The organism is Streptomyces sp. NPDC047022 (genome assembly GCF_040644155.1).
Lineage (GTDB): Bacteria > Actinomycetota > Actinomycetes > Streptomycetales > Streptomycetaceae > Streptomyces.
This window is the reverse complement of the sequence record NZ_JBEYVV010000043.1, coordinates 1-25,514: the sequence shown is the minus strand read 5'-3', so window position 1 is coordinate 25,514 and position 25,514 is coordinate 1. Positions and strand designations below refer to the sequence as shown.

The 25,514-nt window shown below is 71.9% G+C and carries 19 protein-coding genes; 12 read left to right on the top strand and 7 right to left on the bottom strand.

Annotated elements, in window-relative coordinates:
• Positions 1-30 precede the first annotated feature (30 nt).
• Both ABZ845_RS29020 and ABZ845_RS29015 read left to right on the top strand, forming a co-directional pair.
• Entirely contained in the window at positions 31-921 is an 891-nt protein-coding gene (locus ABZ845_RS29020) for an endonuclease (RefSeq protein ID WP_360985430.1), read from the top strand.
• 104 nt (positions 922-1,025) lie between these two features.
• Positions 1,026-1,391: a hypothetical protein gene (locus ABZ845_RS29015; RefSeq protein ID WP_360985427.1), complete on the top strand. Its 366-nt coding sequence runs from the start codon at positions 1,026-1,028 to the stop codon at positions 1,389-1,391.
• Positions 1,392-1,396: 5 nt separating this feature from the next.
• On the opposite strand, the gene ABZ845_RS29010 is transcribed toward ABZ845_RS29015, so the two are convergent.
• The 5 genes from ABZ845_RS29010 to ABZ845_RS28990 are packed head-to-tail and all read right to left on the bottom strand — an operon-like array spanning position 1,397 to position 4,686.
• Entirely contained in the window at positions 1,397-1,825 is a 429-nt protein-coding gene (locus ABZ845_RS29010) for a hypothetical protein (RefSeq protein ID WP_360985424.1), read from the bottom strand.
• Positions 1,822-2,583, bottom strand: coding sequence for a methyltransferase domain-containing protein (locus ABZ845_RS29005; protein WP_360985421.1), 762 nt, complete (start codon positions 2,581-2,583; stop codon positions 1,822-1,824). Before ABZ845_RS29005 ends, ABZ845_RS29010 begins: the two co-directional genes overlap by 4 nt.
• Entirely contained in the window at positions 2,580-3,317 is a 738-nt protein-coding gene (locus tag ABZ845_RS29000; RefSeq protein WP_360985417.1) for a DUF2071 domain-containing protein, read from the bottom strand. The genes ABZ845_RS29005 and ABZ845_RS29000 overlap by 4 nt, the downstream gene beginning before the upstream one ends.
• 23 nt (positions 3,318-3,340) lie before the next feature.
• The gene (locus tag ABZ845_RS28995; RefSeq protein ID WP_360985415.1) at positions 3,341-4,270 is read right to left on the bottom strand and encodes a DUF3419 family protein; all 930 of its coding nucleotides are present in this window, start codon (positions 4,268-4,270) and stop codon (positions 3,341-3,343) included.
• Positions 4,267-4,686, bottom strand: coding sequence for a DoxX-like family protein (locus ABZ845_RS28990; protein ID WP_360985412.1), 420 nt, complete (start codon positions 4,684-4,686; stop codon positions 4,267-4,269). Before ABZ845_RS28990 ends, ABZ845_RS28995 begins: the two co-directional genes overlap by 4 nt.
• 500 nt (positions 4,687-5,186) lie before the next feature.
• On the opposite strand from ABZ845_RS28990, the gene ABZ845_RS28985 reads away from it, so the two are divergent.
• The 8 genes from ABZ845_RS28985 (at position 5,187) to ABZ845_RS28950 (ending at position 22,608) form a co-directional block, all read left to right on the top strand.
• Positions 5,187-11,678 carry an amino acid adenylation domain-containing protein gene (locus ABZ845_RS28985; protein ID WP_360985409.1) on the top strand — a complete coding sequence of 2,164 codons (6,492 nt, stop codon included), beginning with the start codon at positions 5,187-5,189 and terminating at the stop codon, positions 11,676-11,678.
• Positions 11,675-17,842 (top strand): amino acid adenylation domain-containing protein, encoded by a 6,168-nt coding sequence (locus ABZ845_RS28980; RefSeq protein ID WP_360985406.1) that lies wholly within the window; start codon positions 11,675-11,677, stop codon positions 17,840-17,842. Before ABZ845_RS28985 ends, ABZ845_RS28980 begins: the two co-directional genes overlap by 4 nt.
• A 47-nt stretch (positions 17,843-17,889) precedes the next feature.
• On the top strand, positions 17,890-18,111 hold the full coding sequence (locus ABZ845_RS28975) for an MbtH family protein (RefSeq protein WP_360985403.1): 222 nt from the start codon (positions 17,890-17,892) through the stop codon (positions 18,109-18,111).
• Positions 18,108-19,358, top strand: coding sequence for an MFS transporter (locus ABZ845_RS28970; protein ID WP_360985400.1), 1,251 nt, complete (start codon positions 18,108-18,110; stop codon positions 19,356-19,358). The genes ABZ845_RS28975 and ABZ845_RS28970 overlap by 4 nt, the downstream gene beginning before the upstream one ends.
• The gene (gntD, locus tag ABZ845_RS28965) at positions 19,315-20,334 is read left to right on the top strand and encodes a guanitoxin biosynthesis L-enduracididine beta-hydroxylase GntD (RefSeq protein WP_360985397.1); all 1,020 of its coding nucleotides are present in this window, start codon (positions 19,315-19,317) and stop codon (positions 20,332-20,334) included. The genes ABZ845_RS28970 and gntD overlap by 44 nt, the downstream gene beginning before the upstream one ends.
• 18 nt (positions 20,335-20,352) lie before the next feature.
• Positions 20,353-21,096: an SDR family oxidoreductase gene (locus ABZ845_RS28960; RefSeq protein WP_360985394.1), complete on the top strand. Its 744-nt coding sequence runs from the start codon at positions 20,353-20,355 to the stop codon at positions 21,094-21,096.
• Positions 21,097-21,259: 163 nt separating this feature from the next.
• On the top strand, positions 21,260-21,766 hold the full coding sequence (locus ABZ845_RS28955) for a flavin reductase family protein (protein WP_360985391.1): 507 nt from the start codon (positions 21,260-21,262) through the stop codon (positions 21,764-21,766).
• The gene (locus ABZ845_RS28950) at positions 21,763-22,608 is read left to right on the top strand and encodes an alpha/beta fold hydrolase (RefSeq protein ID WP_360985388.1); all 846 of its coding nucleotides are present in this window, start codon (positions 21,763-21,765) and stop codon (positions 22,606-22,608) included. The genes ABZ845_RS28955 and ABZ845_RS28950 overlap by 4 nt, the downstream gene beginning before the upstream one ends.
• On the opposite strand, the gene ABZ845_RS28945 is transcribed toward ABZ845_RS28950, so the two are convergent.
• Together ABZ845_RS28945 and ABZ845_RS28940 are read right to left on the bottom strand one after the other, a co-directional pair.
• Entirely contained in the window at positions 22,539-23,072 is a 534-nt protein-coding gene (locus ABZ845_RS28945) for a hypothetical protein (protein ID WP_360985385.1), read from the bottom strand. The genes ABZ845_RS28950 and ABZ845_RS28945 overlap by 70 nt on opposite strands.
• Positions 23,073-23,224: 152 nt before the next feature.
• Positions 23,225-24,163 carry a helix-turn-helix transcriptional regulator gene (locus tag ABZ845_RS28940; protein ID WP_360985382.1) on the bottom strand — a complete coding sequence of 313 codons (939 nt, stop codon included), beginning with the start codon at positions 24,161-24,163 and terminating at the stop codon, positions 23,225-23,227.
• 250 nt (positions 24,164-24,413) lie between these two features.
• On the opposite strand from ABZ845_RS28940, the gene ABZ845_RS28935 reads away from it, so the two are divergent.
• Both ABZ845_RS28935 and ABZ845_RS28930 read left to right on the top strand, forming a co-directional pair.
• The gene (locus ABZ845_RS28935) at positions 24,414-24,878 is read left to right on the top strand and encodes a hypothetical protein (RefSeq protein ID WP_360985379.1); all 465 of its coding nucleotides are present in this window, start codon (positions 24,414-24,416) and stop codon (positions 24,876-24,878) included.
• 251 nt (positions 24,879-25,129) lie between these two features.
• Positions 25,130-25,387, top strand: coding sequence for a helix-turn-helix transcriptional regulator (locus tag ABZ845_RS28930; protein WP_360985376.1), 258 nt, complete (start codon positions 25,130-25,132; stop codon positions 25,385-25,387).
• Positions 25,388-25,514: the final 127 nt, after the last annotated feature.

Below are 25,514 nucleotides of genomic sequence, written 5' to 3'. Positions count from 1 at the left end.
TCCCCGCAACGCGCACGAAGCAAGAGAGTCATGTTCACCGTCGGCCTGGTCACGGCCGCCTCCGCGATGGTGACGGTGCCGGCCGCGCACGCCGCCGCCTCACCCCAGGCCACGAGCGGCACATTCAGCGTGCTGTCCTACAACGTCGCGGGCCTGCCCGAGCCGCTGTCCAGCAGCAAGCCCGCCACCAACACGAAGCTCATCTCCCCGCGGCTCAACAACTACGACCTCGTCAACGTCGAAGAGGACTTCGCCTACGACGACGACCTCCGCAAGTTCGACGACCACCCCTACCGGACGAAGCCGTCCGCGCCGAGCTGGAGTGTGGGAGTCCCCTTCTCCGACGGGCTCAACACGTTCTCGGACTTCCGGCTGAAGAACCTCGACCGGGTCGCCTGGACGAAGTGCACCGGCACCAACTGCCTCACCCCCAAGGGCTTCAGCTACGTTCAGGTGGAGCTCCCCGGAGGCGGCACTCTCGATCTCTACAACGTCCATATGAACGCCGGCTCCGGCACCCGGAAGGAGCTGAGCACCCGCCAGGCGGACACCAGGCAGCTGTCGGAGTACATCCAGAAGCACTCGGCCGGTCATGCGGTCATCGTGATGGGCGACACCAACAGCCGCTACACGCGCTCCGGCGACATCATCCGCACGCTCCGGGACGACAACGGGCTGACCGACGCCTGGGTGCAGCTGATCAACGGCGGCAAGACCCCGGACATCGACGACAGCGCGGCCACCTGCAAGACCGCCAATCCGTGCGAGGTCGTCGACAAGGTCTTCTACCGCAGCGGCGGGGGCGTCACGCTGAACGCGACGTACTACAACAACGAGTACGACAAGTTCCTCGACTCGGGCGGCGACCCGCTGTCCGACCACAACCCGCCGACCGTGCGGTTCTCCTACACCGTCGAATAGCCGCTCACCAGAGGGAGGGGCATCGGCCGGGGTTCCGCCGATGCCCCTCCTGGTTCGGTTCACTATGCTGCTGACCGGTAACAGTGCGGGGGAAGGAGCAGTCTGTGGACAAATTCTGGTGGGTTCTGATCATCTTCTGGACGGGTGGCTTCGCCTGGGTGGCCGACACCGTCCGCACCGCGCTGCGCAACCGGCATGAGCGCAGGATGGAGGTGCTGGAAGCGACGAAGCAGGAGCGTCTGGCCGTCGAGTCCGCGACCAAGCCGCCGGAGCCGGTGTGCGGATGCACGCACCATCTCGCCAAGCACGACAAGCAGGGCCGGTGCCATGAGCGCATCGAGGTGCCCACGGCCTGGGACGAGAACAAGAAGCCGGTGCGCTACGAGGCCGGAGAGTGCAACTGCCAGCAGTATGTGGGGCCCCAGCCGCTGTCACAGGTGTTCGCGGAGGAGCTGACCGACCTGGCCTGACGGCATCACCACAGAGCCGTCCGGACCAAGGCCGCGCCGAAGACGGCGGTGACCCAGGTCCACAGGGCGGCCAGGGCGATATGGCCGAGCGTGTACAGGCGGTTTCCGCGCCACAGCCTCGGGGAGAAGTAGACGAACTGGGCCGCCCAGCGCAGTCCCCAGAACACGGTCTGGCCCCCCAGCAGTGCCGTGGGGAGCGGAGCACCGGTCTGCAGTTCGGAAGCGAACGCGAGCGGCAGGGCGCCCAGGAGGGCGCAGACGAGGCCGATGAAGAAGAGGTGGGCGTAGGAGACCTGCCGGGTCAGGAGTGTCGACCCGGACAGGTCCCCGGGCCAGTCGAGCAGCCGGGGCAGCACGATGTGGACCAGGCCCATGAGGATCAGGGCGAGGCCCACCAGGCGCAACTGCCCGGTGAGGGTGAGCAGCTCGGTCACGCCGTCACTCGTCTGCTGAAGGCGAAGGCGGTGACGAGCCCCGCGACACGGCGCTCGGCGCATGGGCTCAGCCCCGCCCCGGTGGCGAGTCCGAGCCATTCCCCCCGCGGGTAGAAGTGCCAGGCGCCCGGGCCGAACACGGCGGTGTTGGCGGCATCCCGCAGATGCTCCACAAGGACGAGGGTGCCCCCCGGTTTCAGCGTGCGCGCGCATTCGGCGAACAACCGCTCCCGCTCGGCCGCCACGCGCAGCTCGTGTGCGGCGAAGACCAGGAACACGGCGTCCTGCGAGGCGTTCGCGACCGGGAGCTCGTGCGGCGTGCCGGGCAGGGCGTGCGAGGGTGGCGGCACGCGGCGGCGGGCACGGCGCACCGAGCCCTCGGTCATGACGGCCGGGTCGTAGAGGTCGACAGTGGTCTGCCGGGAGGCCGGCCAGCGGGCGGCGAGCGGCGCGCTCGTCTCGTCGAGACCGGTGCCGACCACCAAGTACGCCGGGGGCGGGGCGGGCAGCACCTCGTCCAGCCAGGCGAAGTCATACAGCCCGGAGCGGTCGTAGACGAGCCAGGTCGCGGCCGTCGTGGAGGCGAGCAGGGCCGTCGCGGCCAGCGCACCCGCCCTGGCCGGCGACCGCAGCGGGCCGGGCAGCCTGCCCTGGAGGCAGGCGGACCCTGCAGCGGCGGCGAGTCCGGCTGCGTACAGCGGCCAGTTGTACGCGATCACGTCCCGCACGCCGGAGCGGTGGTGCGCCGGCCGGTTCACAGTTCACCGCCGTCCTCGGCGCGGCGCACGCCACGCTCCCAGCCGTAGTCGACGTCCGCGACGTGGAAGGCGTTGGCGAGGACGGGCCGGGTCCCGGCGAACGGGCCGTGGTCGAAGAAGGTGAGCCGGCGGACGTCCACGGAGACGGGCCGCGGATCCCAGTGGGCGCGGAACGCCTTGATGACGATGAGCGAGCGGGTCTGGGGCTCGTACTCGAAGGTGTAAGGGAGCGGTCCGGCGAACCGCCGGGCCTCACGCGCGTCCGCGAAGGGGCTGCCGTCCGGCAGCGGGGCCGGGCCGCCGCCGATGGCGGCGCTGACGTGGAGGTCGGCGCGCCCGTCGGCGCTGTCGACGCGGAACTCGAGAGTGCCGTCGGACACGTCGGTCCGGATGCGGGCGAACCGGTAGTTGTAGCGGGTGAGCAGATTGCCGCCGAGCGCCATCAGGCGCCGGTCGGTGTCGCTGCGCAGGATCCGCAGCCCGCGCATGGTCCTGCCGCCGGGCGTGGGGAAGCGGGCGAAGATCCGGTAGCCGGTGAGGCAGAAGTCCGCGCCGAGGGCGGCCGGGAGAAACGCGGGGCGCAGCTTGTGGGTGCTGACGAGAGCGGCGGCGACAAAGCCGTGGTCGCCGTGGATGTCGAGTTCCAGTCCGGGCGGCAGCAACGGGCGGAGGACATCGGCGGGCAGGGCGTAGGTGAGGACGAGGGAATGGCCGAAGCGCGTGCGTATCGGCACGGGGTGACGTTGCAGCAGGTGTCTCATGGCTCGATCCTCCGGTCGTCGTCCGCGGTGGCTCCCAGGCGCACCGCACGTACCACGCCCCACAGCACCGACCGGTCCTCGGCGGCCCACCCGGGCCCGGAAGGTCCGGGTTCGCGGGCGCTGCGGAGTACCACCGCTCCGCCGGGCCGTACCGCGTGCCGTACGGCGGCACGCAGCCGGTGGGCGAAGGCGGGCCCCGGGCCGTCGAGCACGTTGGAGAGCGTCACCGCGTCGTACGAGCCGCGCCGGGCCCCTTCCAGGACGGCGGTCACGTCGCCGTGGACCAGACGCGTGTGCGGCGCGTACGGGGGCGGGGTGCCCGGCGGGTCCTCGCCGGTGAGGAGGCGTGAGAGCCAGGGGTTGGTGGCGTTGGGGTGCCGTACCACTGTCCGTTCGATGCGGCGGTGCAGCACCTCGTCGAACCGTGCGGGGACGGCACCGGCGAAGGAGGGTCGCAGCGCGGCGGCCAGGATGCCGCCGGGCCGCAGTGCCAGCCGCATCAGCCGACGCAGTCCTGGGCCGTCCAGGTCCCGGTGCCAGCGGCGGGCCTGTTCGGCCGGGTCGTCGAGACGCAGGAAGTCCCGCAGGCGGTGTGGCCGCCACCCGGGCAGCAGCAGCGCGGCTGTGGACCGTCCCAGGCGCATCCCCTTCTCCGCCGTGCCCCCGAGGGTGGGGCCTCCGGCCAGCCGGGCGCGGGCGTAGGCGAGTTGGTGCGGGTTGATGTCGACGGCGGTCACGTCGTAGCCGAGGGCGGCCAGTGCCGCGGCCGTGTCTCCGGCGGAGGCGATGCACAGCACCTTCGCGCCGGGCGCGGGGAAGACCTGTCGCTCGACGCCCCAGTCCTCGTACATACGACCGAACAGCAGCCGGGGGCCGCTGAGGCCGCCGGTGAGCCGTCCCTTCGCCCAGGGCGTGCCGGTGTTCACGCGTCCACCGGGTGGCGCGAGACGGGTGCCGTGCGTCGGGTGTCCGTCATCCAGATCAGGACCAGGAACACCAGGTTCTGTGTCAGCAACCGGCCGGGTTCGTCTATCTGCCCGGGTGAGAACAGCAGCCCGCCCGCGTTGAACAGGGCGACCAAGGCCGTCTGGACGACGGCGGCGGCTCGGGTGCGCCGCCCGCTCAGCACCCACAGCCCGATCGCGACCTCGGTCAGCCCGATCGCGGCCAGCGCCGCCGTGGTGGCCCCCTCGGGCAGCAGGGGGATGTCGGCCACGATCGCCCGCTGATCCGCCCTGCCGGGCCAGACCTTGCACCAGAAGCCCTCGTAGAACCACACCAGGGCGATGGCGCATCGTGCTGCCGCCAGTGCCCGCTTCTGTTCCCGCCCCGTGCCGATCATGCGCACATCATGCACCTCGGGTGGGGGGTGGGGGCACGGTGGGGCCATGGCCGGCCGTCATCTCGGTCGAGGGCACCGCGCCACTGGAGGGCCCCTCGGGTGCGTCGTCGGGTGACGGTGCGTCGTGGTGATTTGCGCAGTTCCCCGCGCCCCTGGGGGAGACCCCTCGGGTGCGTCGTCGACTGACGGTGCATCGTGGTGATTTGCGCAGTTCCCCGCGCTCCTGGGGGAGACCCCTCAGGAGCGTCGTCGACTGACGGTGCGTCGTGGGGAATTGCGCAGTGCCCCGCGCCCCCGGAGAGACCTGTTCGGTGGGTCCCTATAGGGGGGTGCGTCGCGTTGGGGGATGTGTGTATCGGTGGCATCGCTTGCCTCTTCGGGGATTTTGTTACCTGTGGTGTCGGGTGCTTGTAACGCCATCACGTGACTTGAGCTGAAATCGCCGAGCGGAAATCATCTTGTACGCGTCCGCAAGCTGTAGCACCGACCGAGGTGGAGTCATGTCTGCTGCCCAGCACACTTCGTTGCCGTTGACGGCGGCACAGAGCGGGGTCTGGTTCGCGCACCAGTTGAATCCGCATTCGCCCGTGTACAACGTCGGCGAATTCGTGGAAATACACGGGCCGGTCGACCTGGAACTCTTCGAGTCCGCTCTGCGGCAGGTGGTGTGCGAGGCCGAGGCGCTGCACATCCGGCCGGTCGAGGAGAACGACGGCCCGCGGCAGGTGCTCGGGGAGTCGCCCGGGCCCCGGCTGACCGTGCTGGACTTCCGCGGTGAGCGCGAACCGGAGGCGGCGGCCCGCGCGTTCATCGCCGAGGACATGGCGCGGCCCGTCGACCTGACGGGCGGTGAGCTCTTCTCGTACGCCCTGATCAGGCTGGCCGACGACCGCTGCTTCTGGCACCAGCGGTACCACCACCTCGTCGTGGACGCGTTCGCCGCCGCCGGCATCACCGCCCGTGTCGCGCGTGTCTACACCGCCCTGGCGAACGGCGACCGTGCCGAGGAGGGCGCCTTCGCACCCCTTGCCACCCTGCTGGACGGCGAGGCCGACTACCTCCGCTCCGAGCAGTACGGTGCGGATCGCGCCTACTGGGGCGCCCGGTTCGCCGACCGGCCCGAGGAGATCGCCACCTTCGCCGGGTCCGGGCGCGCCGCCCCGCCCTCGGACACGTTCCTGAGGCGCACCGCGAGCCTCGCCCCCGAGGTACTGGACAGTCTGCGGGCGACCGCCCGGAAGTCCCGTACCACCTGGTCGGCCCTCGTCGTCGCGGCGGTGGCGGCCCATCTGCACCGGGTCACGGGAATTCGTGACATCACCTTGGGAATTCCGGTGACCGCACGCCGCGGGGCCGACGCGCGCAACGCTCCTGGAATGGTTTCCAATGAGCTTCCGTTGCGTCTTTCCCTGTCTCCGGAAATGACCGTCGGGGAAGTTCTGCGGAATGTCGCCACGGAACTCAAGGCTCTGCTGCGGCACGAACGCTATCCCTATGGTGAGCTTCGCCGGGATCTGCGGCTGCTGGACGAGGGACGGCATCTGTTCGGCCCCATGGTCAACATCATGCCCTTCGATTTCGACGTCACGTTCGCCGGGAATCCCATCACCGTTCACAATGTGTCCAACGGGCCGGTGGGTGACCTTTCCATCGCCGTCTACGAGCGGACCGACGGCGGCGGGCTCGGCCTGTCCTTCGACGCCAACCCCGCGCTGTACGGGGGCGGTGAACTGGTGCGTGTGCAGGAGCGTCTGCTCGCGTTCCTCACGGCCATGGCCACGGCGGACCCCGACCTGCCCTTGGGGCGGCTGGACACCCTCACCCCCGAGGAGCTGACCGCGGCCCTGGACGTGGCGGGCGAGCCCGCTCGTCATGCGGGGGCCGCCGGCGTCGCCGACCTGTTCGCCGCCCGTGCCGCCCGCGGCCCCGACGACACCGCCCTCGTGTCACCCGGGCGCACCCTGACCTTCGGCGAGCTCAACGCCCGCGCGAACCAGCTCGCCCACCTCCTGGCGGGCCTCGGCGCGGGACCCGAGCGCTGTGTGGCCCTGGCCCTGCCCCGTTGCGCCGACACCGTCGTCGCGATGCTCGGCGTCCTGAAGTCGGGGGCGGCGTATGTGCCGCTTGACCCCGAGCACCCCGCCGAGCGGACGGCGCGAGTGATCGCCGAGGCGGACCCCGTCCTGGTCCTGACCACGGCCGAGCTGGCGGGCACGCTGCCCCGGCCCGACGACACACGAGTGCTGCTGCTGGAGGACACCGGGCTCGGTCTGCCCGGTCTGCCCGACACCGACCCCACCGACGCGGACCGGACGGGACCGCTGCTCCCCGGCCATCTCGCCTACATCATCTACACCTCGGGATCCACCGGACGCCCCAAGGGTGTCGCCGTCGAACACCGCAGCCTGAGCAGTCTCTACGAGCACCATCGTCGCGTCTTCATCGAACCGGCCGTGGCGGAGGCCGGAGTGGACCGCTTCCGGGTGGCCCTGACCAACGCGTTCGTCTTCGACGCCTCCTGGACGGCGCTGCTGTGGCTCGTCGCGGGGCACGAGCTGCACGTCATCGACGATGCCACCCGCCGTGACGCCGGTGCCCTCGCGGCCTACTCGGCCGGCCATGCGGTCGACCTGCTGGACACCACGCCCACCCACGCCCGTCAACTGCTGTCCGCGGGCCTGCTGGAGGGCCCCGGCCGCCCCAGGGTGCTGGTGCTCGGCGGTGAGGCCGTACCGGACGACCTGTGGACGCGGTTGCGCGCCGCCCCGGGTCTGACCGCCCGCAACGTCTACGGGCCGACGGAGTGCACGGTCGACTCGATGTACTGCGACCTGCGTGCCGCGGACAGCCCCTCCCTCGGACGCCCGGTCGACAACATGCGCGCCTACGTCCTCGACAGCGCCCTGCGTCCCGTCCCGGACGGCACCGCCGGGGAACTCTTCCTGGCCGGGGCCGGGCTGGCCCGCGGCTATCTCGGCCGGGCCGCGCTGACCGCGGAACGGTTCGTGGCCGACCCCTTCGGGAACCCGGGCGAGCGCATGTACCGCACCGGCGACCTGGTGCGCCGCACGGCGGACGGCCGCCTGGTCTACCAGGGCCGGACCGACAACCAGGTGAAACTGCGTGGCTTCCGTATCGAGACGGGTGAGATCGAGTCCGTGCTGGGCACCCACCCGGCCGTCGCGCAGTGCGGTGTCGTGGTGCGCGAGGACACGGCGGGGGTGCGCAGGCTGGTCGCCTACCTCGTGCCCGCCCCAGGTGCCGCCGTACCGGACGCCGGGGACCTGCGGGAGCATCTCGCCGCATCCCTGCCGCAGTACATGGTCCCGGCGGCCTTCGTCCGCCTGGAGGCACTGCCCCTGACCCACAACGGGAAGCTCGACCGGGACGCCCTGCCCGCCCCTGAGATCACCGCGGCGGCCGGCAGCCGCCCGCCGCGCACCCCGGTGGAGATGACGCTGTGCGCGCTGTACGCCGAACTCCTCGGTGTGCGGACGGTCGGCGTCGACGACAGCTTCTTCGCGCTCGGCGGCGACTCCCAGCTGGCCGTACGGCTGGCCGCGCGCGCACGCGATGCCTCGGTGGTCATCCGGCCGAGGGATGTGTTCGCGCACAAGACCGTCGCCTCGCTCGCGGAGGTGGCGCGTGTCCAGGAGTTCACCGAGGAGCGGCGCGTGAGCGCGCCCGGCGGCCTGGTGAGCCTCGACGGCGCCGAGCGGGACGTCCTCGCCTCCGCCTACCCCGGCCACACGGCCCTGCTGCCGCTCACCCCGCTGCAGGAGGGCATGCTCTTCCACGCCCAGTACGAGGGCACGGTGCCCGACGACGACGAGGCGACCGGCGTCGATCCCTACGTCGCCCAGAGCGCGTACGAACTCGGCGGCCCGCTGCGCCCGGAGCTGCTGCGCGCCGCCTGCGAAGCCGTCCTGCGGCGGCACGAGTGCCTGCGCACCGCGTTCACGCACACCGCCTCCGGCCGGGCCGTGCAGGTCGTCACCGGCGTCCGTGCCGTGCCCTGGGAGGAACTCGACCTGACGGGTCTGCCCGCGGACGCCCAGGAGCGGCGCGTGGCGAGCGTGCTGGCCGACGACCGGGCCAGGCCCTTCGACATGGCCTCGGCACCGCTGGTGCGCTTCCTGCTCCTTCGGCTGTCGGACGAGCGGCACGTGCTGGTGTTCACCGGCCACCACATCGTTCTCGACGGCGCCTCGCTCGCCCTGGTGATGGACGACCTGGTCGCCGTTTACGAGGCGCTCCGCGTGGAGGGAGCCGCCGTGCCCGGCTTCCGTCCGGCCGGTCCCGTCGTCCGTCTGGAGGACTACGCCGTCTGGCTCGCCGGGCAGGACACGGCGGCTGCGGAGGAGGGCTGGGGTACCGCGCTGGCCGGTGTGGAGGAACCGACGCTGGTGGTGCCCGACGCGGAGCCCGACCGGACGCCCGTACCGGCCGAGGAGATCCGGGTGACCCTGGAGCCGGAGCGTACCGCCGCCCTGGCCGCGGCGGCGCGCTCCCGCTCCCTGACGCTGAACACCGTGGTCCAGGCCGCGTGGGCGGTGACCGTCGGGCAGCTGACGGGTCGTGACGACGTCGTGTTCGGTACCACCGTCTCCCTGCGTCCGGCCGAGCTGCCGGGCGTCGAGGGCCTTGCCGGTCTGCTCATCAACACCGTGCCGGTACGGGTTCGGCTGGACGCCGCCGAACCGCTGGAACGGCTGCTCGCCCGCGTCCAGGACGAGCAGTCCGCCCTCTCCCCGCACCACCACCTCGGCCTCGCCGCCCTGGGGAAGGCGACCGGTCTCGACCGGCTCTTCGACACCTCCACGGTCTTCGAGAACCACTCCGGCGCCGCCGGTTCCGCCCAGGGCCGCGAGGCCGCCGGGCTGACCGTCCGGGCCGCCGGCAGCTACGGGGCCACTCACTACCCGCTGACCCTCATCGCCGAGCCGGGGGAGCGGCTTACCCTGCGCCTCGCCCACCGGCCCGATCTGGTGGACCACGCCACCGCACGGACCGTCGTCGAACGGGCCGTCCGGTTCCTCGGCGCGTTCGCAGCCGCCCCGCACGCCCCGCTCGCCACCGTGGACCTCCTCTCCCCCGCCGAACGCACCCTCGTGCTGCGTGACTGGAACGCGAGCGAGGCTCCGTACGCGGACACGACGGTCCACCGGCGATTCGCCGTACAGGCGGCCCGCATCCCGGACGCGGTCGCGCTCACCGGTTCCGCCGGCACTCTCACCTACGGCGAACTCGACGCCCGTTCCGATGAGTTGGCGCAGCGGCTGATCGCGCTCGGGCTGCGCGCAGAGGAACGCGTGGCCGTCCTGCAGGAGCGCTCGCCCGAGCTGATCGTCTCCCTGCTGGCCGTACTCAAGGCGGGCGGCGCTTACATGCCGCTCGACGCCCGTTCTCCCGCCGACCGGCTGCGCGCGATGACGACCGGCATGGGGGCCCGGATCCTGCTGACCGACCAGGGGTCCCGTACGGCGGCCGAGGCCCTTGCCGTCGAGCGGTTGCTCGTGGTGGACGAGCCTCACCCTGCGGTACCCGAACCCACGTCCCCGCTGCCCGACGTGCGCCCCGACCAGCTCGCCTACGTCCTGTTCACCTCCGGTTCCACCGGTGAGCCCAAGGGCGTCGGCGTCACGCACCGGTCGGTCGCGGACCTCGCCGGGGACAGCGCCTTCGACCCCTCGGCGCACAGTTCGGTACTCCAGCACTCCACCCAGGCCTTCGACGCGGCGACGTACGAGATGTGGGTGCCGCTCCTCAGCGGCGGCCAGGTCGTCCTCGCGCCACCGGGACAGCTGGACGGGCCGTCGCTGGAGCGGATGGTCGCCGAGCACGGCGTCACCGCGCTGTGGCTGACGGCCGGTCTCTTCCGCCTGCTCGCCGAGGAGTCGCCGGGCGGCTTCGCGGGGCTGCGGGAGGTGTGGGCGGGCGGTGACGTCGTGCCCGGGGACGCCGTCCGCAAGGTCATGGCCGTCTGCCCGGGTCTGGTCGTCGTCGACGGCTACGGGCCCACCGAGACGACCGTCTTCGCCGCGCGCCACCGTATGCGCTCGGTGGCCGAGGTGCCCGCCACGGTGCCGATCGGACGGCCTCTGGACGGCATGCGGGCGTATGTCCTCGACAGCGCGCTGCGGCCCGTTCCCCCGAATGTCGCGGGCGAACTGTACCTGGCCGGGGCCGGTCTCGCCCGTGGCTACCTGGGCCGCCCGCGGGCGACGGCCGAGCGTTTCGTCGCCGATCCCTTCGGAGCGGCGGGCGAGCGGATGTACCGCACGGGCGACCGGGCCCGCTGGACGGACCACGGCGAACTGGTCTTCCTGGGCCGTGCCGACGACCAGATCAAGATCCGCGGCTTCCGCGTCGAACCGGGGGAGATCGAGGCCGCGCTGTCCCGGCACCCCGCCGTGGCGCAGTGCTGCGTGCTCGCCCGCGAGGACAGTCCCGGGGTCAAGCGCCTCGCGGCCTATGTGGTCCCGGCGGCCGGGTGCGAGGCGCCGGCCGAGGCCGAACTCCGCTCCCACCTGGGCCCCTTGGTGGCGGACTACCAAATGCCCGCCGCGTTCATGACGCTGTCCGCCCTGCCGCTGACCCGCAACGGCAAGATCGACCGGCGCGCCCTGCCCGCCCCGGCCTTCATGGCCGACGGAGCGGGCCGGGCAGCTGCCGGCCCGCGCGAGGAACTCCTGTGCGCCCTCGTGGACGAGGTGCTCGGCATCGAGGGAGCCGGTCCCGACGACAGCTTCTTCGCCCTCGGCGGCGACTCGATCCTCTCGGTCCGCCTGGTCGCGCGGGCCCGAAGGGAGGGCCTGGTCCTCACGGCACGCGATGTGTTCACCCTCCGCACCCCGGCCGGGCTCGCGGCGGCGGCCCGCGAGCTGGAGCCGGAGGCCCCCGCGTGGGCCGAGCCCTCCGATCCGCCCCCGATCGCCCTGCCCGACGACGAACTGGCCGAGCTGCTGGCCGAATGGGAGTCCGCCCAGTGAACGCGACGACGAACACGCCACCGGGAACCGGAGACGGCGGCCCGCCCCGCCCGGAGGTCCTTCCGCTCACCCCCCTCCAGCAGGGCATGCTCTTCCACGCCCTATACGACGACGAGGGCAGCGACGTCTACACCGTGCAGACCTCGCTGGACCTCACCGGTCCGCTCGACGCCGCCGTACTGCGCACGGCGTGCGGCGCCCTACTCCAGCGCCATCCCGCGCTGCGGGCCGGATTCCTCCAGCGCGGCTCGGGGCAGAGTGTCCAGATCGTGCCGGGTACGGTCGAGGTCCCCTGGGCCGAGGACGATCTCGGTTCTCTCCCCGAGGCGGACCGTGACTCCGAACTGGATCGCATCACGGCCGAGGACCGCGAACGCCGCTTCAACACCGCGAAGCCTCCGCTCATGCGGTTCCGTCTGCTGCGCATGGACACCGACCGGCATGTGCTGCTTGTGACGAATCATCACATCGTGCTGGACGGCTGGTCGTTGCCGATCGTCCTGAGTGATCTCTTCGCGCTGTACGAGCTGTACGGACGCGACGGGAGTGCCGAGAGCCTGCCTCCCGCGCCGTCCTTCCGCCGCCATCTGTCCTGGCTGGCCGGCCAGGACCGCGACACCGCCGAGGAGGCATGGCGCACCGCCCTGGCCGGTCTGGACGAGCCCACGCTCGTGGCGCCCTCGGGACCGAGCGGCCGAACGGCGTTCCCCAGCCGGGTGGTGAGTCAGCTGCCGGAGCGACTCACCGCCGCTCTCGGCGGGTTCGCCCGGTCGCGGGGCCTCACGGTCAACACACTGGTCCAGGCCGCCTGGGCGCTGACGCTCGCCCGGCTCACCGGCCGTCAGGACGTCGTCTTCGGGGCGACCGTCTCGGGCCGCCCCCCGGAGCTGCCCGGCGTCGAGGAGACGGTGGGCCTGTTCATCAACACCGTGCCGGTGCGGGTGCGGCTGGACGCCGCCGAACCGCTGGCAGGGCTGCTCGCCCGTATCCAGGAGGAGCAGGCGGCACTGCTTCCGCACCACCATCTCGGCCTCGCCGACATCCAGCGGCCAGCCGGGCTCGGGGACCTTTTCGACACGGCCGTCGTGTTCGAGAACGCCCCCTTCGACCATGAGGACCTGGACCGGACGTTCGGCGGGCTGCGTATCGGACTGCGCGAGGACACCGCCGCCACGGGGACGACGCACTATCCCCTCAGCCTCGTGGCGGTTCCGGGCACACGGCTGCGCCTCGACCTCAGCCACCGTGACGAGATCCTGGACGAGGCCGCCGTACAGCGGCTTGCCGATGGTCTGGAACGGCTCCTGGAGGCCCTGGTCACCACCCCGGACCTGCCCTGCGGGGGCATCGGCGCGCTGGACGCCGAGGGGCGGACAGGTCTGCTGCGGGGAGGAGCCGGGCCGGTCGTCGCACACCCGGCCGCCACGCTGCCCGAGTTGTTCGCCGCTCAGGCCGCGCGCACTCCGGGGGCCACCGCCGTCGTCTTCGAGGGCACGACGCTGAGCTACACGGAACTGGACCGGCGCGCAGCCGAGTTGGCGTACGCTCTGCGGGCACGTGGCGCCGGTCCCGGCGGGATCGTCGCCGTCGCGCTGCCCCGCTCGCTGGACCTGCTGGTGACGCTGTACGCCGTGCACAAGGCGGGCGCCGCCTATCTGCCGGTCGACCCCGACTACCCGGCGGAGCGCGTGCGGTACATGCTCGACGACGCGGCCCCCGCCCTCGTGGTCACCCCCGGCACGTACGAGGAGCTGACCCGTGAGGCCGGGGAACTCCCGGCCCGGGAAGGCCGGGGTGAGCTGCCGTGCGTCGACCCGCGCCGGCCCGCGTACATGATCTACACCTCCGGTTCGACGGGCCGGCCCAAGGGCGTGCTCGTCCCGCACGAGGGCATCGTCAACCGCCTGCTGTGGATGCAGTCCGCCTACCGGCTGACACCCGGGGACCGGGTGCTGCAGAAGACCCCGTCCAGTTTCGACGTCTCGGTGTGGGAGTTCTTCTGGCCGCTGATCACCGGCGCCACGCTGGTCGTCGCGCGGCCGGAGGGCCACAAGGACCCCGAGTACCTGGCGGATCTGATCCAGCGGGAGGGCGTGACCACGCTGCACTTCGTGCCGTCCATGCTGGAGTCGTTCCTGCGCGCTCCGGGCGCCGCCGGCTGCACCGGCCTGCGCCGGGTGATCTGCAGCGGCGAGGCGCTTCCCACCGCGCTCGCCGACCGCTTCCATGAGGTACTCGGCACGGCCGGAACCGAACTCCACAACCTCTACGGCCCCACCGAGGCGTCCGTGGACGTCACCCACCGGCGCAGCCGCCCGGGCGAGCGCACCGCCTCGGTACCCATCGGCCGGCCGGTCGACAACACCCGTGTCTACGTCCTCGACGCGGGCCTGCAGCCGGCGCACCCGGGGGCTCCCGGTGAGCTGTACCTCGCGGGTGTCCAGCTCGCCCACGGCTATCACGGACGGACGGGCCTGACCGCGGAACGGTTCGTCGCCGACCCCTTCGGCCCGCCGGGCTCCCGCATGTACCGCACCGGCGACATCGTGCGCTGGACCGAGGACGGGGAACTCCTCTATCTGCGGCGAGCCGACGACCAGGTCAAGATCCGCGGCTTCCGGATCGAGCTGGGCGAGATCGAGGCCGTGCTGTGCGGCCATCCGGCGGTGGGCACCACGGCGGTCGTGGTCCGCGAGGACCAGCCCGGCGTCAAGCGCCTGGTCGCCTATGTCGTCCCGGCGGACCCCGGCCGCGCGGCGGAGCTCGACGCCGGGGCGCTGCGCGCCCACTGCGCCACCGGTCTGCCGGAGCACATGGTCCCGCAGGCGTTCGTACCGCTCCAGGCGCTCCCCGTGTCACTCAGCGGCAAGCTGGACCGCAAGGCCCTGCCTGCCCCGGCCTTCGCCGCGGGCGGCGGACGGGCTCCCGAAGGCCCGCTGGAGGAGGCTCTGTGCGGCCTGTTCGCGGACGTGCTCGGCGTATCCGGGATCGGCCCTGACGACGGCTTCTTCGAACTCGGCGGCGACTCGATCCTCTCCATCCAGTTCGTCGCCCGGGCCCGCCGTGCCGGTGTGGTCCTCACTCCGAGGGACGTGTTCGTGCACCGCACCCCGGCCGCACTCGCCGCGGTCGCGGGCGCGCCGCGGGCCGCGCCGGTCGCGGAGCCCGACGACGCGGGCACGGGGGCCGTGGTCCCCACACCCATCACCCACTGGCTGCGCGAACAGGGCGGACCCGTCTCGGGCTTCCACCAGTCGATGCTGGTGCGGGTGCCGGCCGCGCTGTCCGAGGAGGATCTCCTCGCGGCGCTCCAGGCGGTCCTCGACCGGCACGATGCGCTCAGGCTGCGGCTCGCCGATGGCGGCGGGCAGTGGACGATCGAGATCGCCGCACGCGGTACCGTACGCGCCGCCGACTGCCTGGTCCGTCACCGCGTCCCGGACGGGCAGGACCTGCGCGGGATCGTCGCGGACCTGGCCGAGGCGGCGCGGCACCGGCTCGATCCCCGGGCCGGACGCGTCCTGCGGGCCGTATGGCTCGACCGGGGTGAAGCCGAACCCGGACGGCTGCTGCTGATGGTGCATCACCTCGCCGTGGACGGGGTGTCCTGGCGCATCCTCCTGCCCGATCTCGCGGCGGCCTGGAGTGCCGCGTCCTCGGGGCAGACCCCGGACACCGCCCTCGACCCGGTGCCCACGTCCCTGCGCACCTGGGCACGGCGGCTCGCCGAGGCGGCGCACGACCCGTCGCGCACGGCCGAACTCCCGCTGTGGCAGCGGATACTGGAGGGCGAGGATTCGCCCTTGACCGCCCGCCCGCTGGACCGGGCACGCGATGTGTACGCCACCCGCCGGGACATCACCCTCACCCTGCCCGCCGAGGAGACGGCCGCACTGCTGACGGCCGTGCCCGAGGCGTTCCATGCCGGGATCGACGACATCCTGCTGACCGCCCTCGCCCTCGCCGTCGCCCACTGGCGCGGACCGGACCCGAGCGGGGGTGTCCTGGTCGACCTGGAGGGCCACGGCCGCGAGGAGATCGCACCCGGGCTCGACCTCTCCCGCACCGTGGGCTGGTTCACCGCCCTGTATCCGGTACGGCTGGACGCCGGCGTCTCGGACTGGGACGACGTGTGGGACGGCGGGGCCCAGCTGGGCCGTGCCGTGAAGACGGTCAAGGAGCAGCTGCGTACGATCCCGGACCGGGGCATCGGCCATGGGCTGCTGCGCCACCTCAACCAGGACACCGGGCCGCTGCTGGCGGACCGGCCCGCACCGCAGATCGGCTTCAACTACCTGGGCCGGTTCACCGCGGGCCGCTCGGCCGACTGGGAGGCCGCCGAAGAAGCGGACGCCGTGGCCGCTCCGGCCGACCCCGGGATGCCGCTGCCGCACGCCGTGGACCTCAACGCCGCCACCGAGGACCGCCCCGGCGGACCGCGCCTGGTCGCCAACTGGTCCTGGCCCGGTGAGCTGTTGGACGAGGGACGGGTACGCGAGCTGGCCGACACGTGGTTCCGGGCACTGCGGGCGCTGGTCGCGCACGCCGCCCGCCCGGGTGCGGGCGGCCACAGCCCCTCCGACCTGGGGGTCGTGGCCCTTGCCGGGGAGCGGATCGGCCAGGACGAGCTGGACGCGCTCGAAGCGCACTGGTCGCGCCACACCCTCACCGATGTCCTGCCCCTGTCGCCGCTGCAGGAAGGGCTCCTGTTCCACGCCCTGTACGACGAAGGGACCGCGGACGTCTACACCGTGCAGCTGTCCCTGGACCTGGAGGGCGTCCTGGACCGGCACGCCCTGCGCGCCGCCTGCCAGGACCTGGTGCTCCGGCACGCCCCGCTGCGCACGGCCTTCGGCACCCTCGCCTCGGGCCTGCCCGTGCAGACGGTCCTCGGGAACGTGGAGCCCGTCTGGACGGAACACGACCTGCGTCACCTGGACGCCCCGTCAGGGAGGACGCGACGGGAGGAGATCACGGCCGCCGACCGGCTCGGCCGCTTCCGTATGACCGACCCGTCCCTGGCTCGCTTCACCCTGCTCAGGGAGCCGGAGCAGCGCCACTGCATATTGTTGACGGTTCATCACATCCTGCTCGACGGCTGGTCCATGCCGGTGCTCCTGCGTGATCTGCTGGCCCTGTACACGGCACGGGAGCACGGCGGCACATCGCTGCCCAGGCCGCTTCCCGCGGCCACCGTCCGCGACCATCTGGCCTGGCAGTCGAGTCAGGACCTGGACACGGCCGAGAAGGCGTGGCGGGATGCGCTCGACGGGCTGGAGGGACCGACCCTGCTGGCCGCAGGCGCGGGCCGGGCGGGCACGCCCCTGCTGCCCGAGCGCGTGGTCACCGAGCTGACCGAGGCGCAGACCACGGCGCTGACGGAGCTGGCCCGTGCGCACCGGGTCACGCTCAACACGGTGATGCAGACAGCGTGGGCGCTGGTGCTGGCCGAGGCGACCGGGCAGCGCGATGTGGTCTTCGGGGCCACGGTGTCGCTGCGCCCGCCGGAGCTGGCGGGGGTGGAGAGCGGGGTCGGTCTGTTCCTCAACACCGTCCCGGTACGGATACGGCTGGAGGAGGGCGAGCCGCTGGAACGGCTGCTCACCCGCGTCCAGGACGAGCAGTCGGCGCTCGCGCCGCACCATCACCTGGGCCTGGCCCGTATTCAGGCGCTGACTGGAAGCGCCCCGCTCTTCGACACCTCCACCGTGTTCGAGAACTACCCCTCGGACTCCGGTGAGGTACGTGCCGGCGGCATCCGGCTGTCCCGTCTCGAAGGCCGGGACGCCTACCACTACCCCATGAGCCTGATGGGCGTGCCCGGCGACCGGCTCTACCTGCAACTCGGCTACCGGCCGGACCTGTTCGACCGTCGCGGCGCCGAACGTACCGCCGCCCGGCTGCGCGAGGTGCTGACCGGGTTCCCCGGCCGGCCGGACCTGGCCGGTGACGGCCCGGTGGACACCGTCCGCGCGCTCTTCGCGGAGATCCTGGACATCGCCCATGTGGGCCCCGACGACGACTTCTTCGCTCTGGGCGGCGATTCCCCGCGTGCGCTGCGGCTCACCGGGCGCATCCGCTCGCTCGGCCTCGACGCGGAGCTTCCCGTCCGCGCCGTCTTCGACCACCCCAGCCCCAGGGCGCTCGCGCGCCGCCTCGGCTGAACCTCCGCGCTCGAGCGGACCCTTACGACATCAAGGAGAACACGATCATGAACAGCCCCTTCGACACCCCTGACGGCGTCTTCCTCGTGCTCGTCAACGACGAGAACCAGCACTCGCTCTGGCCCGCGTTCGCGGAGGTCCCGGCCGGCTGGACCGTGGCGCGGCCGGAGGGCTCCCGCCAGGACTGCCTGGACTACATCGGCGAGCACTGGACGGACCTGCGGCCCAGGAGCCTGGCCCGGGCGATGGCAGCAGACGCCGCGCGGTGAAGGCACTGCTCCCGGTTCTGGCCACGGCCTTCCTCGCCCGGACCGGTCAACTCGGACTGTTCTCGGCCGAGACGCTCATCCTGCTCGACCGAGGTGTCCCCAAGGACCGGATCGGGCTGGTGATGACCGCGGCGGCGGTGGGCGGAGCCCTGGCTCAGCTCGCCGCCGGCCGCTGGGGGCACCGCTGCCGCAGCGCCCGGACGACCCTGCTGGGCACGGTCCTGCAGACCGCCGGGTGTCTGGCCTTCACCGGGTTCACCGCGTGGTGGAGTCTGGCCGCCGCCGACTTCCTGCTCATGGCGGGCGCGGCACTCACATCGACGGGTCTGCGCGCCACCCTGGCCTCGGACCCGCCCGCCGGTGCGGACGCCGGACCGCAACGCCTGGAGCGCGCCTACGGACGGCTGACGGCCGCGCAGATGCTGGGCGCCCTGGCCGGACCACTGGGCGCGGGCACCGCTCTGCTGTCCGGCGGCACCGGAGCCGCGTGGTTCGCCTCCGCCGCCTCCGTCGCCGCCCTGACGGTGGCTGCCGGGGCGGCCCGGCGGCCCGGCGTGGTCCCCCGGGCGGCGGGAGCACGGCCACGGACACCGCTCCCGCCCGCTGAGGCCGCGGCCGTTGTCTTGCTGGGCAGGCTGTGGCCGGCCCTGGTACCGCTGCTCGGCATCACCGCCCTGTACGGGGGCTACTCCGTGGTCTGGGCCGTCTACCTGCGCGGCCTGGGCGCCGGGGACTCCCTCATCGCCTGGTCCGCGGCCTGCCTGGCACTCCCCGCGCTGCTGCTGTCCCCCCGGGCCGGATCCGTGCTGCCCCGGGTGCCCCGCACGAGGCTGATCCGTTGCGCCGCGCTGTTGTTCGGCGGCACCGCGTGCCTCTACCCCCTCCTCCACTCCACGGCCGCGGCCGTCGCCCTGTCCCTCGCCGAGGGTGTCCTGCTCGCCCTCGCGCTCCCCCTGATCTCCGCGAAGGTGGCGCGCGACGCGGGACCTGTCGACACCACAAGGGCCTTCGGCCTCCTCGGCGCGGCCGATGCCCTCGGCAGCGGTCTGGGCACGGCCGCCGGCGGTGCGCTGCTCGCCCTGGGCGGAGCCGCCTCCGCCTTCCGCTTCAGCGGAGCGCTCTGCCTGCTGTGCGTACTTGCTTCCCTCGTCCGCCTTCCTATTCCTCTCGCTCCCTCACCTTCAGAAATCGGCAGGTCCCGGCATGTATCACAGCCTTCCCCTCGAGTACGAGCTGTCCGGCGCTGAGACGGAACAGATCCAGGAAACCGTCTCCCGCTTCCATGACTCTTTCTCACGACCCGCACAGCCCGGCTTCTACGACCGGCACTGGGACGCGGCCCTGCATCTGCCCGTGGGACTGCGCACGTTCCTCGAGGAGTTCCGCCGCACCGAGCCCGCCGCGGCACTGGTGATCCACGGCTTCCCCGTGGACGACGCGGCCATCGGGCCCACCCCCGCGCACTGGGAGGAGGTGCCCGCCGACGGCCCGGCGCTCGACCAGGAGTTCTTCCTGGCGATGGTCGGAACGGCCCTCGGCGACCCGTTCACCTTCTCCACCCTGCAGTTGGGCCGGGTGGTGCAGAACCTGCTGCCGATCCGCGGCGACGAGCTGCGGCAGAGCGGTCATGGCAGCGAGTGCCTGCTGGAGTTCCACACCGAGGACGGCTTCCATCCGGGCCGCTGCGACTACCTGCTGCTGTTCGGCATGCGCAACCATGAGCGGGTGCCGACCATCGTGGCCTCGGTGCGCGATGTCAAGATCAGCGACGACACCGCGGACCTGCTGCGCTCCCCGCGCTTCCTGATCCGCCCGGACGACGAGCACATACGCCAGCTCCAGGCACGCCATCCAGGCCACCCCGCGCTGGCGCACATGCTGCGGATACAGGCCGACCCCGAGCCCGTACCCGTCCTGTCCGGCGAGCACGAGCGGCCCTACCTCCGCATCGACTATCCGTTCATGACGTGCTCCGGCTCCGACACGGGCGCCCAGGAGGCCCTGGACGAGCTCATGGAGGAACTGGAGCGGGTCCAGCTCGACGTGGTCGTGGAGCAGGGCAGCCTGGCGGTCGTGGACAACTACGTCGCCGTCCACGGGCGCAGGCCCTTCCGGGCGGCACACGACGGAACCGACCGCTGGCTCAAACGCATGATCGTCAGCCGCGATCTGCGCAAGACCACTCCGTATGCGTCGCCCGACGCCGCTCGGGTTCTCTACTGAGGAAAGGAACAGCAAGAGATGCGTACCGTCATCGTGTCCGGTGGCTCCAGCGGCATCGGCAGAGCCACCGTCGAACACTTCGCCCGCGCGGGCGACCGTGTCGTGAGCCTCGACATCGCCGGACCACAGGACGGCTTCGGCGGCTTCGGGGACCGCGTCTCGTGGATCCGCTGCGACGTCGCGGACTGGCAGGCCGTGGACGAGGCCCTGGAGCGGGTGCACCGCGATCATCCCCTGGACGTGGTCATCGCCAACGCCGGCATCAGCCTCCGTCATGGTGTCCTCGACATCACCGAGAAGGACGCCCGCCGCGTCGTGGACGTCAATCTCCTTGGCACACTGGGCCTGTGGCGTGGTGCGGCACGCCTGATGGCCGCCGCCGGCCGCGACGGCGGGGTGCTGCTGGCGACCGCGTCCGTCAACGGGCGCCGGGGGTACCCGAACTACGCCGACTACAACGCGACCAAGGCGGGGGTGATCGCACTCACCCAGACATTCGCGCTGGAGCTCAGTCCCCGAATCCGCGTCGCGTGTGTGAGTCCCGGGGCCGTGCTGACACCCATGCAGCTCGCCGAGTACACCGATGCGATGCTGGCCGACGTCAATGCGCGCATCCCCGCGGGGCGGCACGCCGATCCGGCGGAGATCGCTGCCGCGTTCCACTACCTGGCCTCGCCCGAGGCGGGGTTCCTGACCGGGCAGGAGCTGGTCATCGACGGCGGGGAGACCGCCGGCGCGACCACCGCCGAGTGGGGAGCGTGAGCGGTTCGCTCCGCGCGGGTCGGGGTGCGTCGCCGACTGCGGCTCCGCCGCGGGTGTTCGCGCCCACGCGGTGGAGCCGCATGTCGGCAGGGCCCCGCGTCCCCTTCGCCAGGCGTACTCGGCGGTGCGACGGCGACCGTCTCATACCGAGAGGAGAATCCGTATGGCTGTCGTCGCCGCAGAGGCATTGGTGGCGTCGGGCATGTTTCGTGAGGCCATGAGTCGCTTCGCCGGCAGCGTCACCGTCGTGGCCGCCTACGACGGCGGTCTGCCGGTCGGGTGTACGGCCACCGCCGTGTTCTCGCTGAGTGACCGGCCGCCCTCGCTGCTCGTGTCGCTCGCCTCGGACAGTGGGACGCTCGGGCACATCCGGACGGCGGGCCGCTTCTCCGTGAACGTGCTGTCCTGGGAACTGCGCGCGCTGGCCGAACGGTTCGCGGTGCTGCCGGCCGCGCTGCGCTTCGACGGGGTGGCCCACACGGGGCGGTACGGCGCGCCGTTGCTCACCGGTGCGGTGGCCGGCGTCGTCTGCCGGGCCACCCGGTATGTGCCGCTGGCGGACCATACCCTGGTGGTCGGTGAGGTCGTACACACAGTGGCCGACGGCGACGGGGAACCGCTGATCCACTTCGCCCGTCGGCAGACTCGTCCCAGGGAGCACCCTTCATGAGCCCGGAACAGAACAGCTGGCTGCGCCGCTACGGGGCCGAACCGCCCGCGGCGCGGCCCACTCTCGTCTGTCTGCCGCACGCGGGCGGTGTACCGGCCTTCTTCCGTGACTGGCCGGGGCTCCTCTCCCCCGCGCTCGATGTGGTCTCCGTCTGCTACCCGGGGCGCCAGGACCGTTTTCACGAGCCCTGCATCACCGACATGGCGCAGCTGGCGCGAGCCGTGAGTTCCGCTCTCCTGCCGCTGGCGGACCGGCCACTGGCCCTGTTCGGGCACAGCATGGGCGCGGCGCTGGGGTACGAGGTCACCCGGCTGCTGCGGGACCGTCATGGAATCGTACTGACCCAGCTGTTCGTGTCGGGCATGGTGCCGCCGCACCTCGTTCCGGCGCGTACCCGCCATCTGATGGGGGACGCCGAGCTGGTCGCCCACATCCTCGAACAGGGCGGCACGGATGCGGAGGTGCTGGCGGACGACGAGTTGCGCGAGCTGGTCATGCCCGCGATCCGCGCGGACTACCAGCTGATCGACACCTATCGGCATCTCGACGGCGGCGGCCCGCTGGACACTCCGATCGTCGCCTACTACGGGCTCCAGGACCCCGTCGTCACCGGACCCGCCGTCCAGGAGTGGCGGCGCTTCACCCGGATGACGGCCGAGACCAGGGCCTTTCCCGGCGGGCACTTCTACCTCCGGCAGGTGCAGGAGACCCTGGTGGCCGATGTCCGGGACCGGGTCCTGGCCTCGGTGCGCCGGGGGCCGGGAGGGGGGTCTCACCAGGCGAGCGGATGCAGCGCGAGCACCAGCAGCGTGCACGGCGAGTGTGCGTCGTTCAAGGTGTAGCGGAATCCGCGGGGTACGTAGAGCGCCTCCCCCACCCTCAAGCGGAGTTCCAGGGCACGGTCCAGCACGGCGGTGCCCTCACCGGACGGTGAGCGCTCGACGCGGCCGCCGCAGCTGCCTCTGACCGGCAGGAGCACCAGATCGGTCCCGGAGGTGGTGCCGGTGCTCTGCCCACCCGTGGGCAGGACCACGAACGAACCGCCCACCTCGCAGCCGAGCTGCGAGCCGAGCGCGGCGGTCAGTTCCCCGAGACCGGTCGCAGCCGTGTCTGGGCGGGCCTCGTTCGCGCCCGCGTCCGTACGCTGCCGTGGCACACCGCACACCCCGACCAGTACGGCGTCGACACCGTCCGGCCACACCAGGGCGGGACTTCTGTCACGGTGGACCGAGAGGCACAACGCGAGGTCCCTGACGAAGAGTCCCAGTTGGTCCTGGCCCGTGACCGGTACCGATTCGTAGTCCACGTTCCGCTCCTGCTCCCCGTTGCGCACAGACGTCGAAGGCACCGGCAACCCTGGTACCGCGCCTGCGGTTTGCAGAACTCTGGTGCATGAGACAGCGGATACGGAAGTCCCTGGATTCCGGTACCGGACAACGGGGGCAGGAGGCGGGCGGATCAGTCTCGGGGCACGGCTTCACAGGCGTCGTCGAGCAGTCCCTGCTGCGCCGCGAGCACACCGGCCTGGAAGCGGCTCTCGGCTCCGAGCGTCTCCATGATGTCGGCGATGTGTTTTCTGGCGGTGCGCAGCGACATACCGATCCTGCGCGCGATGCTCTCATCCTTCAGACCGGCCGCGAGTAACCTGACGATGGTCCGGTGGATGTCCTTCGCGACGAGTTCCAGACCGTCGGTCGCGGCATCCGAGAACGGGGCGGCCTGCGTCCACGCCTGCTCGAACACCTCGCACAGATAGTGGACGACCGAGGGCTCCCGGATCACCACCGCGCCCCAGTTGCCGCCCTGTTCGGGGATGAAGGCGACCTTGCGGTCGAAGACGATCAGGCGGCCGAACAGTTCATGGGCGGTGCGGTACTCGGCGCCCAGGGCCGACACCGTGGCGACATAAGCCTGGCTGGGGCCGTTGAAGCGGGCCGTGTGGTGGTAGAGCGTGCGCATCCCCACCCCTCGGGACAGCATGGCGGTGTCGCGGGCCAGGGCTTCCTGGAGGACCTCCGGCACCCGGTTGCCGCCGGGCTGACTGGTGAGCATCTCCTCGGTGCATTCCTCGGCGGCCCGGTTGAGTGCGGCGCGCACCTCCTCCAGTCCGGGTATCGCCTCGAGATCGACGGACTCGCGGCTGAGGCTGTCCAGGTAGTGGCTGCGCAGATCGGCGAACTGGTCACGGATGTGGTGCAGTTCGGCCTGCTGGCTGCGGATGGCCGTCTCCATGGAGGTGGTCACGACGGCCGCCACGAGGTCCGGGTCGACCGGACGCAGCCGGGACGGGTCCTGCGCATCGGGTCTGAGCAGGCCCAGTTCGGTCAGGGACACAACCGCCGCCTGCACCTCCTCCTGGTCCAGGCCCAGTTCCCGGGCGGCACGGTCCGGCTCCATCCGCGCGTTCCTCGCCACCCACCGGTAGACGGTGACCTCCTTGTCGCTGGGCCGTACAGGCTGGCCAATTGCCCTACTTTGGTCAGCTATGGGCATTACGTCCCCTGTTCGTCTTGCTGCGGGGCAGCTTGGTGAGCACCTTGCTCGCTGGTCACGACCACCGCCGGCACGGAAGTCTTGAAGCACCGGAGATCAAATCCCTCGGAATTACCGGTTCCGTTGCAGATACCAAAGGCAGGAGAAACCTCGAATGAACGCCTTCCGTTCAGCCGCCGCAGCTTTCGCCACCGCGAGCCTCGCATTCGGCGCGCTGATGGGGATCTCCCAGACGGCGTCGGCGGCGACCCCGCACCCGTCCGTGACGGCGCCGCGCATCCCTACCACCGCCACCCCCGCTGACAGCGGCTGGGGCGGACGTCACCGCACCACGCCCTCCGACAGCGGCTGGGGCGGGCGCCGTGTCACCGACTCTGACAGCGGCTGGGGCGGACGCCGTGTCACCGACTCTGACAGCGGCTGGGGCGGACGCCGTGTCACCGACTCTGACAGCGGCTGGGGCGGACGCCGTGTCACCCCTGCCGACAGCGGCTGGGGCGGGTGCCGCCCGGTCACTCCTGCCGACAGCGGCTGGGGCGGACGCCACCGCACCACCTCCTCCGACAGCGGCTGGGGCGGACGCCGTGTCACCGACGCCGCAGCCGTCTCGCTCGCCTGAACCCGGCCGCGTCCGGCTCCCCGAGCCGCAGGTGCGGCGCCGGCACGGAAGGCATGGCGGGTCTCCCCCACCGTGTCGTCTCCCCAACACGGATCGCACCTTAGTCGCATTTCCGACGAGGATCCCAGCGGCACGCGGACGGCGTGGATGACATCGCCTGAACGGCGAGTCAGCAAGAAGGCCCCACCGCGGGGGTGACCGGCTCCACCCTCCCCGGACAGCGGGCGCCTGCCGCGAGGCTCTCGTCCCCCATGAAAGGCACACCTGTGAGTCCGTTCGCCGCCGACACCCTGAAACTCCTCAGCGACCGCGAGCTCGAAGTACTCGGCTATCTCGCCGAGGGCCACACGTATACCTCCATCGCGCGGAGAATGAATCTCAGTCCGCACACCGTGGACACCTATCTCCGCAGAATCCGGGGAAAGGCGGGAGTCAGCAATCGTGCCCATCTCATGGTTCTGGCCTTTCAGGTCGCGCGACGACATGACCTCGGCCTGACTCAGGCGTGACGGCGACCGCACGACGGCGGGGCGCCGGTGGACGTCGACACATCGAGGAAGACCTCTCCGTGCGGGGACCCGCGGCCCGCCTTCACCTCGGAGTTGATGGCGCGGGCCACCTCGTCGCGGGGGAGCA

Excerpts from the sequence above, each read along its gene's own strand:
- ABZ845_RS29020 (WP_360985430.1), top strand. The coding sequence starts at position 31 with ATGTTCACCGTCGGCCTGGTCACGGCCGCCTCCGCGATGGTGACGGTG.
- ABZ845_RS28990 (WP_360985412.1), bottom strand. The coding sequence starts at position 4,686 with ATGATCGGCACGGGGCGGGAACAGAAGCGGGCACTGGCGGCAGCACGA.
- ABZ845_RS28985 (WP_360985409.1), top strand. The coding sequence starts at position 5,187 with ATGTCTGCTGCCCAGCACACTTCGTTGCCGTTGACGGCGGCACAGAGC.
- ABZ845_RS28975 (WP_360985403.1), top strand. The coding sequence starts at position 17,890 with ATGAACAGCCCCTTCGACACCCCTGACGGCGTCTTCCTCGTGCTCGTC.
- gntD (WP_360985397.1), top strand. The coding sequence starts at position 19,315 with ATGTATCACAGCCTTCCCCTCGAGTACGAGCTGTCCGGCGCTGAGACG.
- ABZ845_RS28960 (WP_360985394.1), top strand. The coding sequence starts at position 20,353 with ATGCGTACCGTCATCGTGTCCGGTGGCTCCAGCGGCATCGGCAGAGCC.
- ABZ845_RS28955 (WP_360985391.1), top strand. The coding sequence starts at position 21,260 with ATGGCTGTCGTCGCCGCAGAGGCATTGGTGGCGTCGGGCATGTTTCGT.
- ABZ845_RS28950 (WP_360985388.1), top strand. The coding sequence starts at position 21,763 with ATGAGCCCGGAACAGAACAGCTGGCTGCGCCGCTACGGGGCCGAACCG.
- ABZ845_RS28940 (WP_360985382.1), bottom strand. The coding sequence starts at position 24,163 with ATGGAGCCGGACCGTGCCGCCCGGGAACTGGGCCTGGACCAGGAGGAG.
- ABZ845_RS28935 (WP_360985379.1), top strand. The coding sequence starts at position 24,414 with ATGAACGCCTTCCGTTCAGCCGCCGCAGCTTTCGCCACCGCGAGCCTC.
- ABZ845_RS28930 (WP_360985376.1), top strand. The coding sequence starts at position 25,130 with ATGAAAGGCACACCTGTGAGTCCGTTCGCCGCCGACACCCTGAAACTC.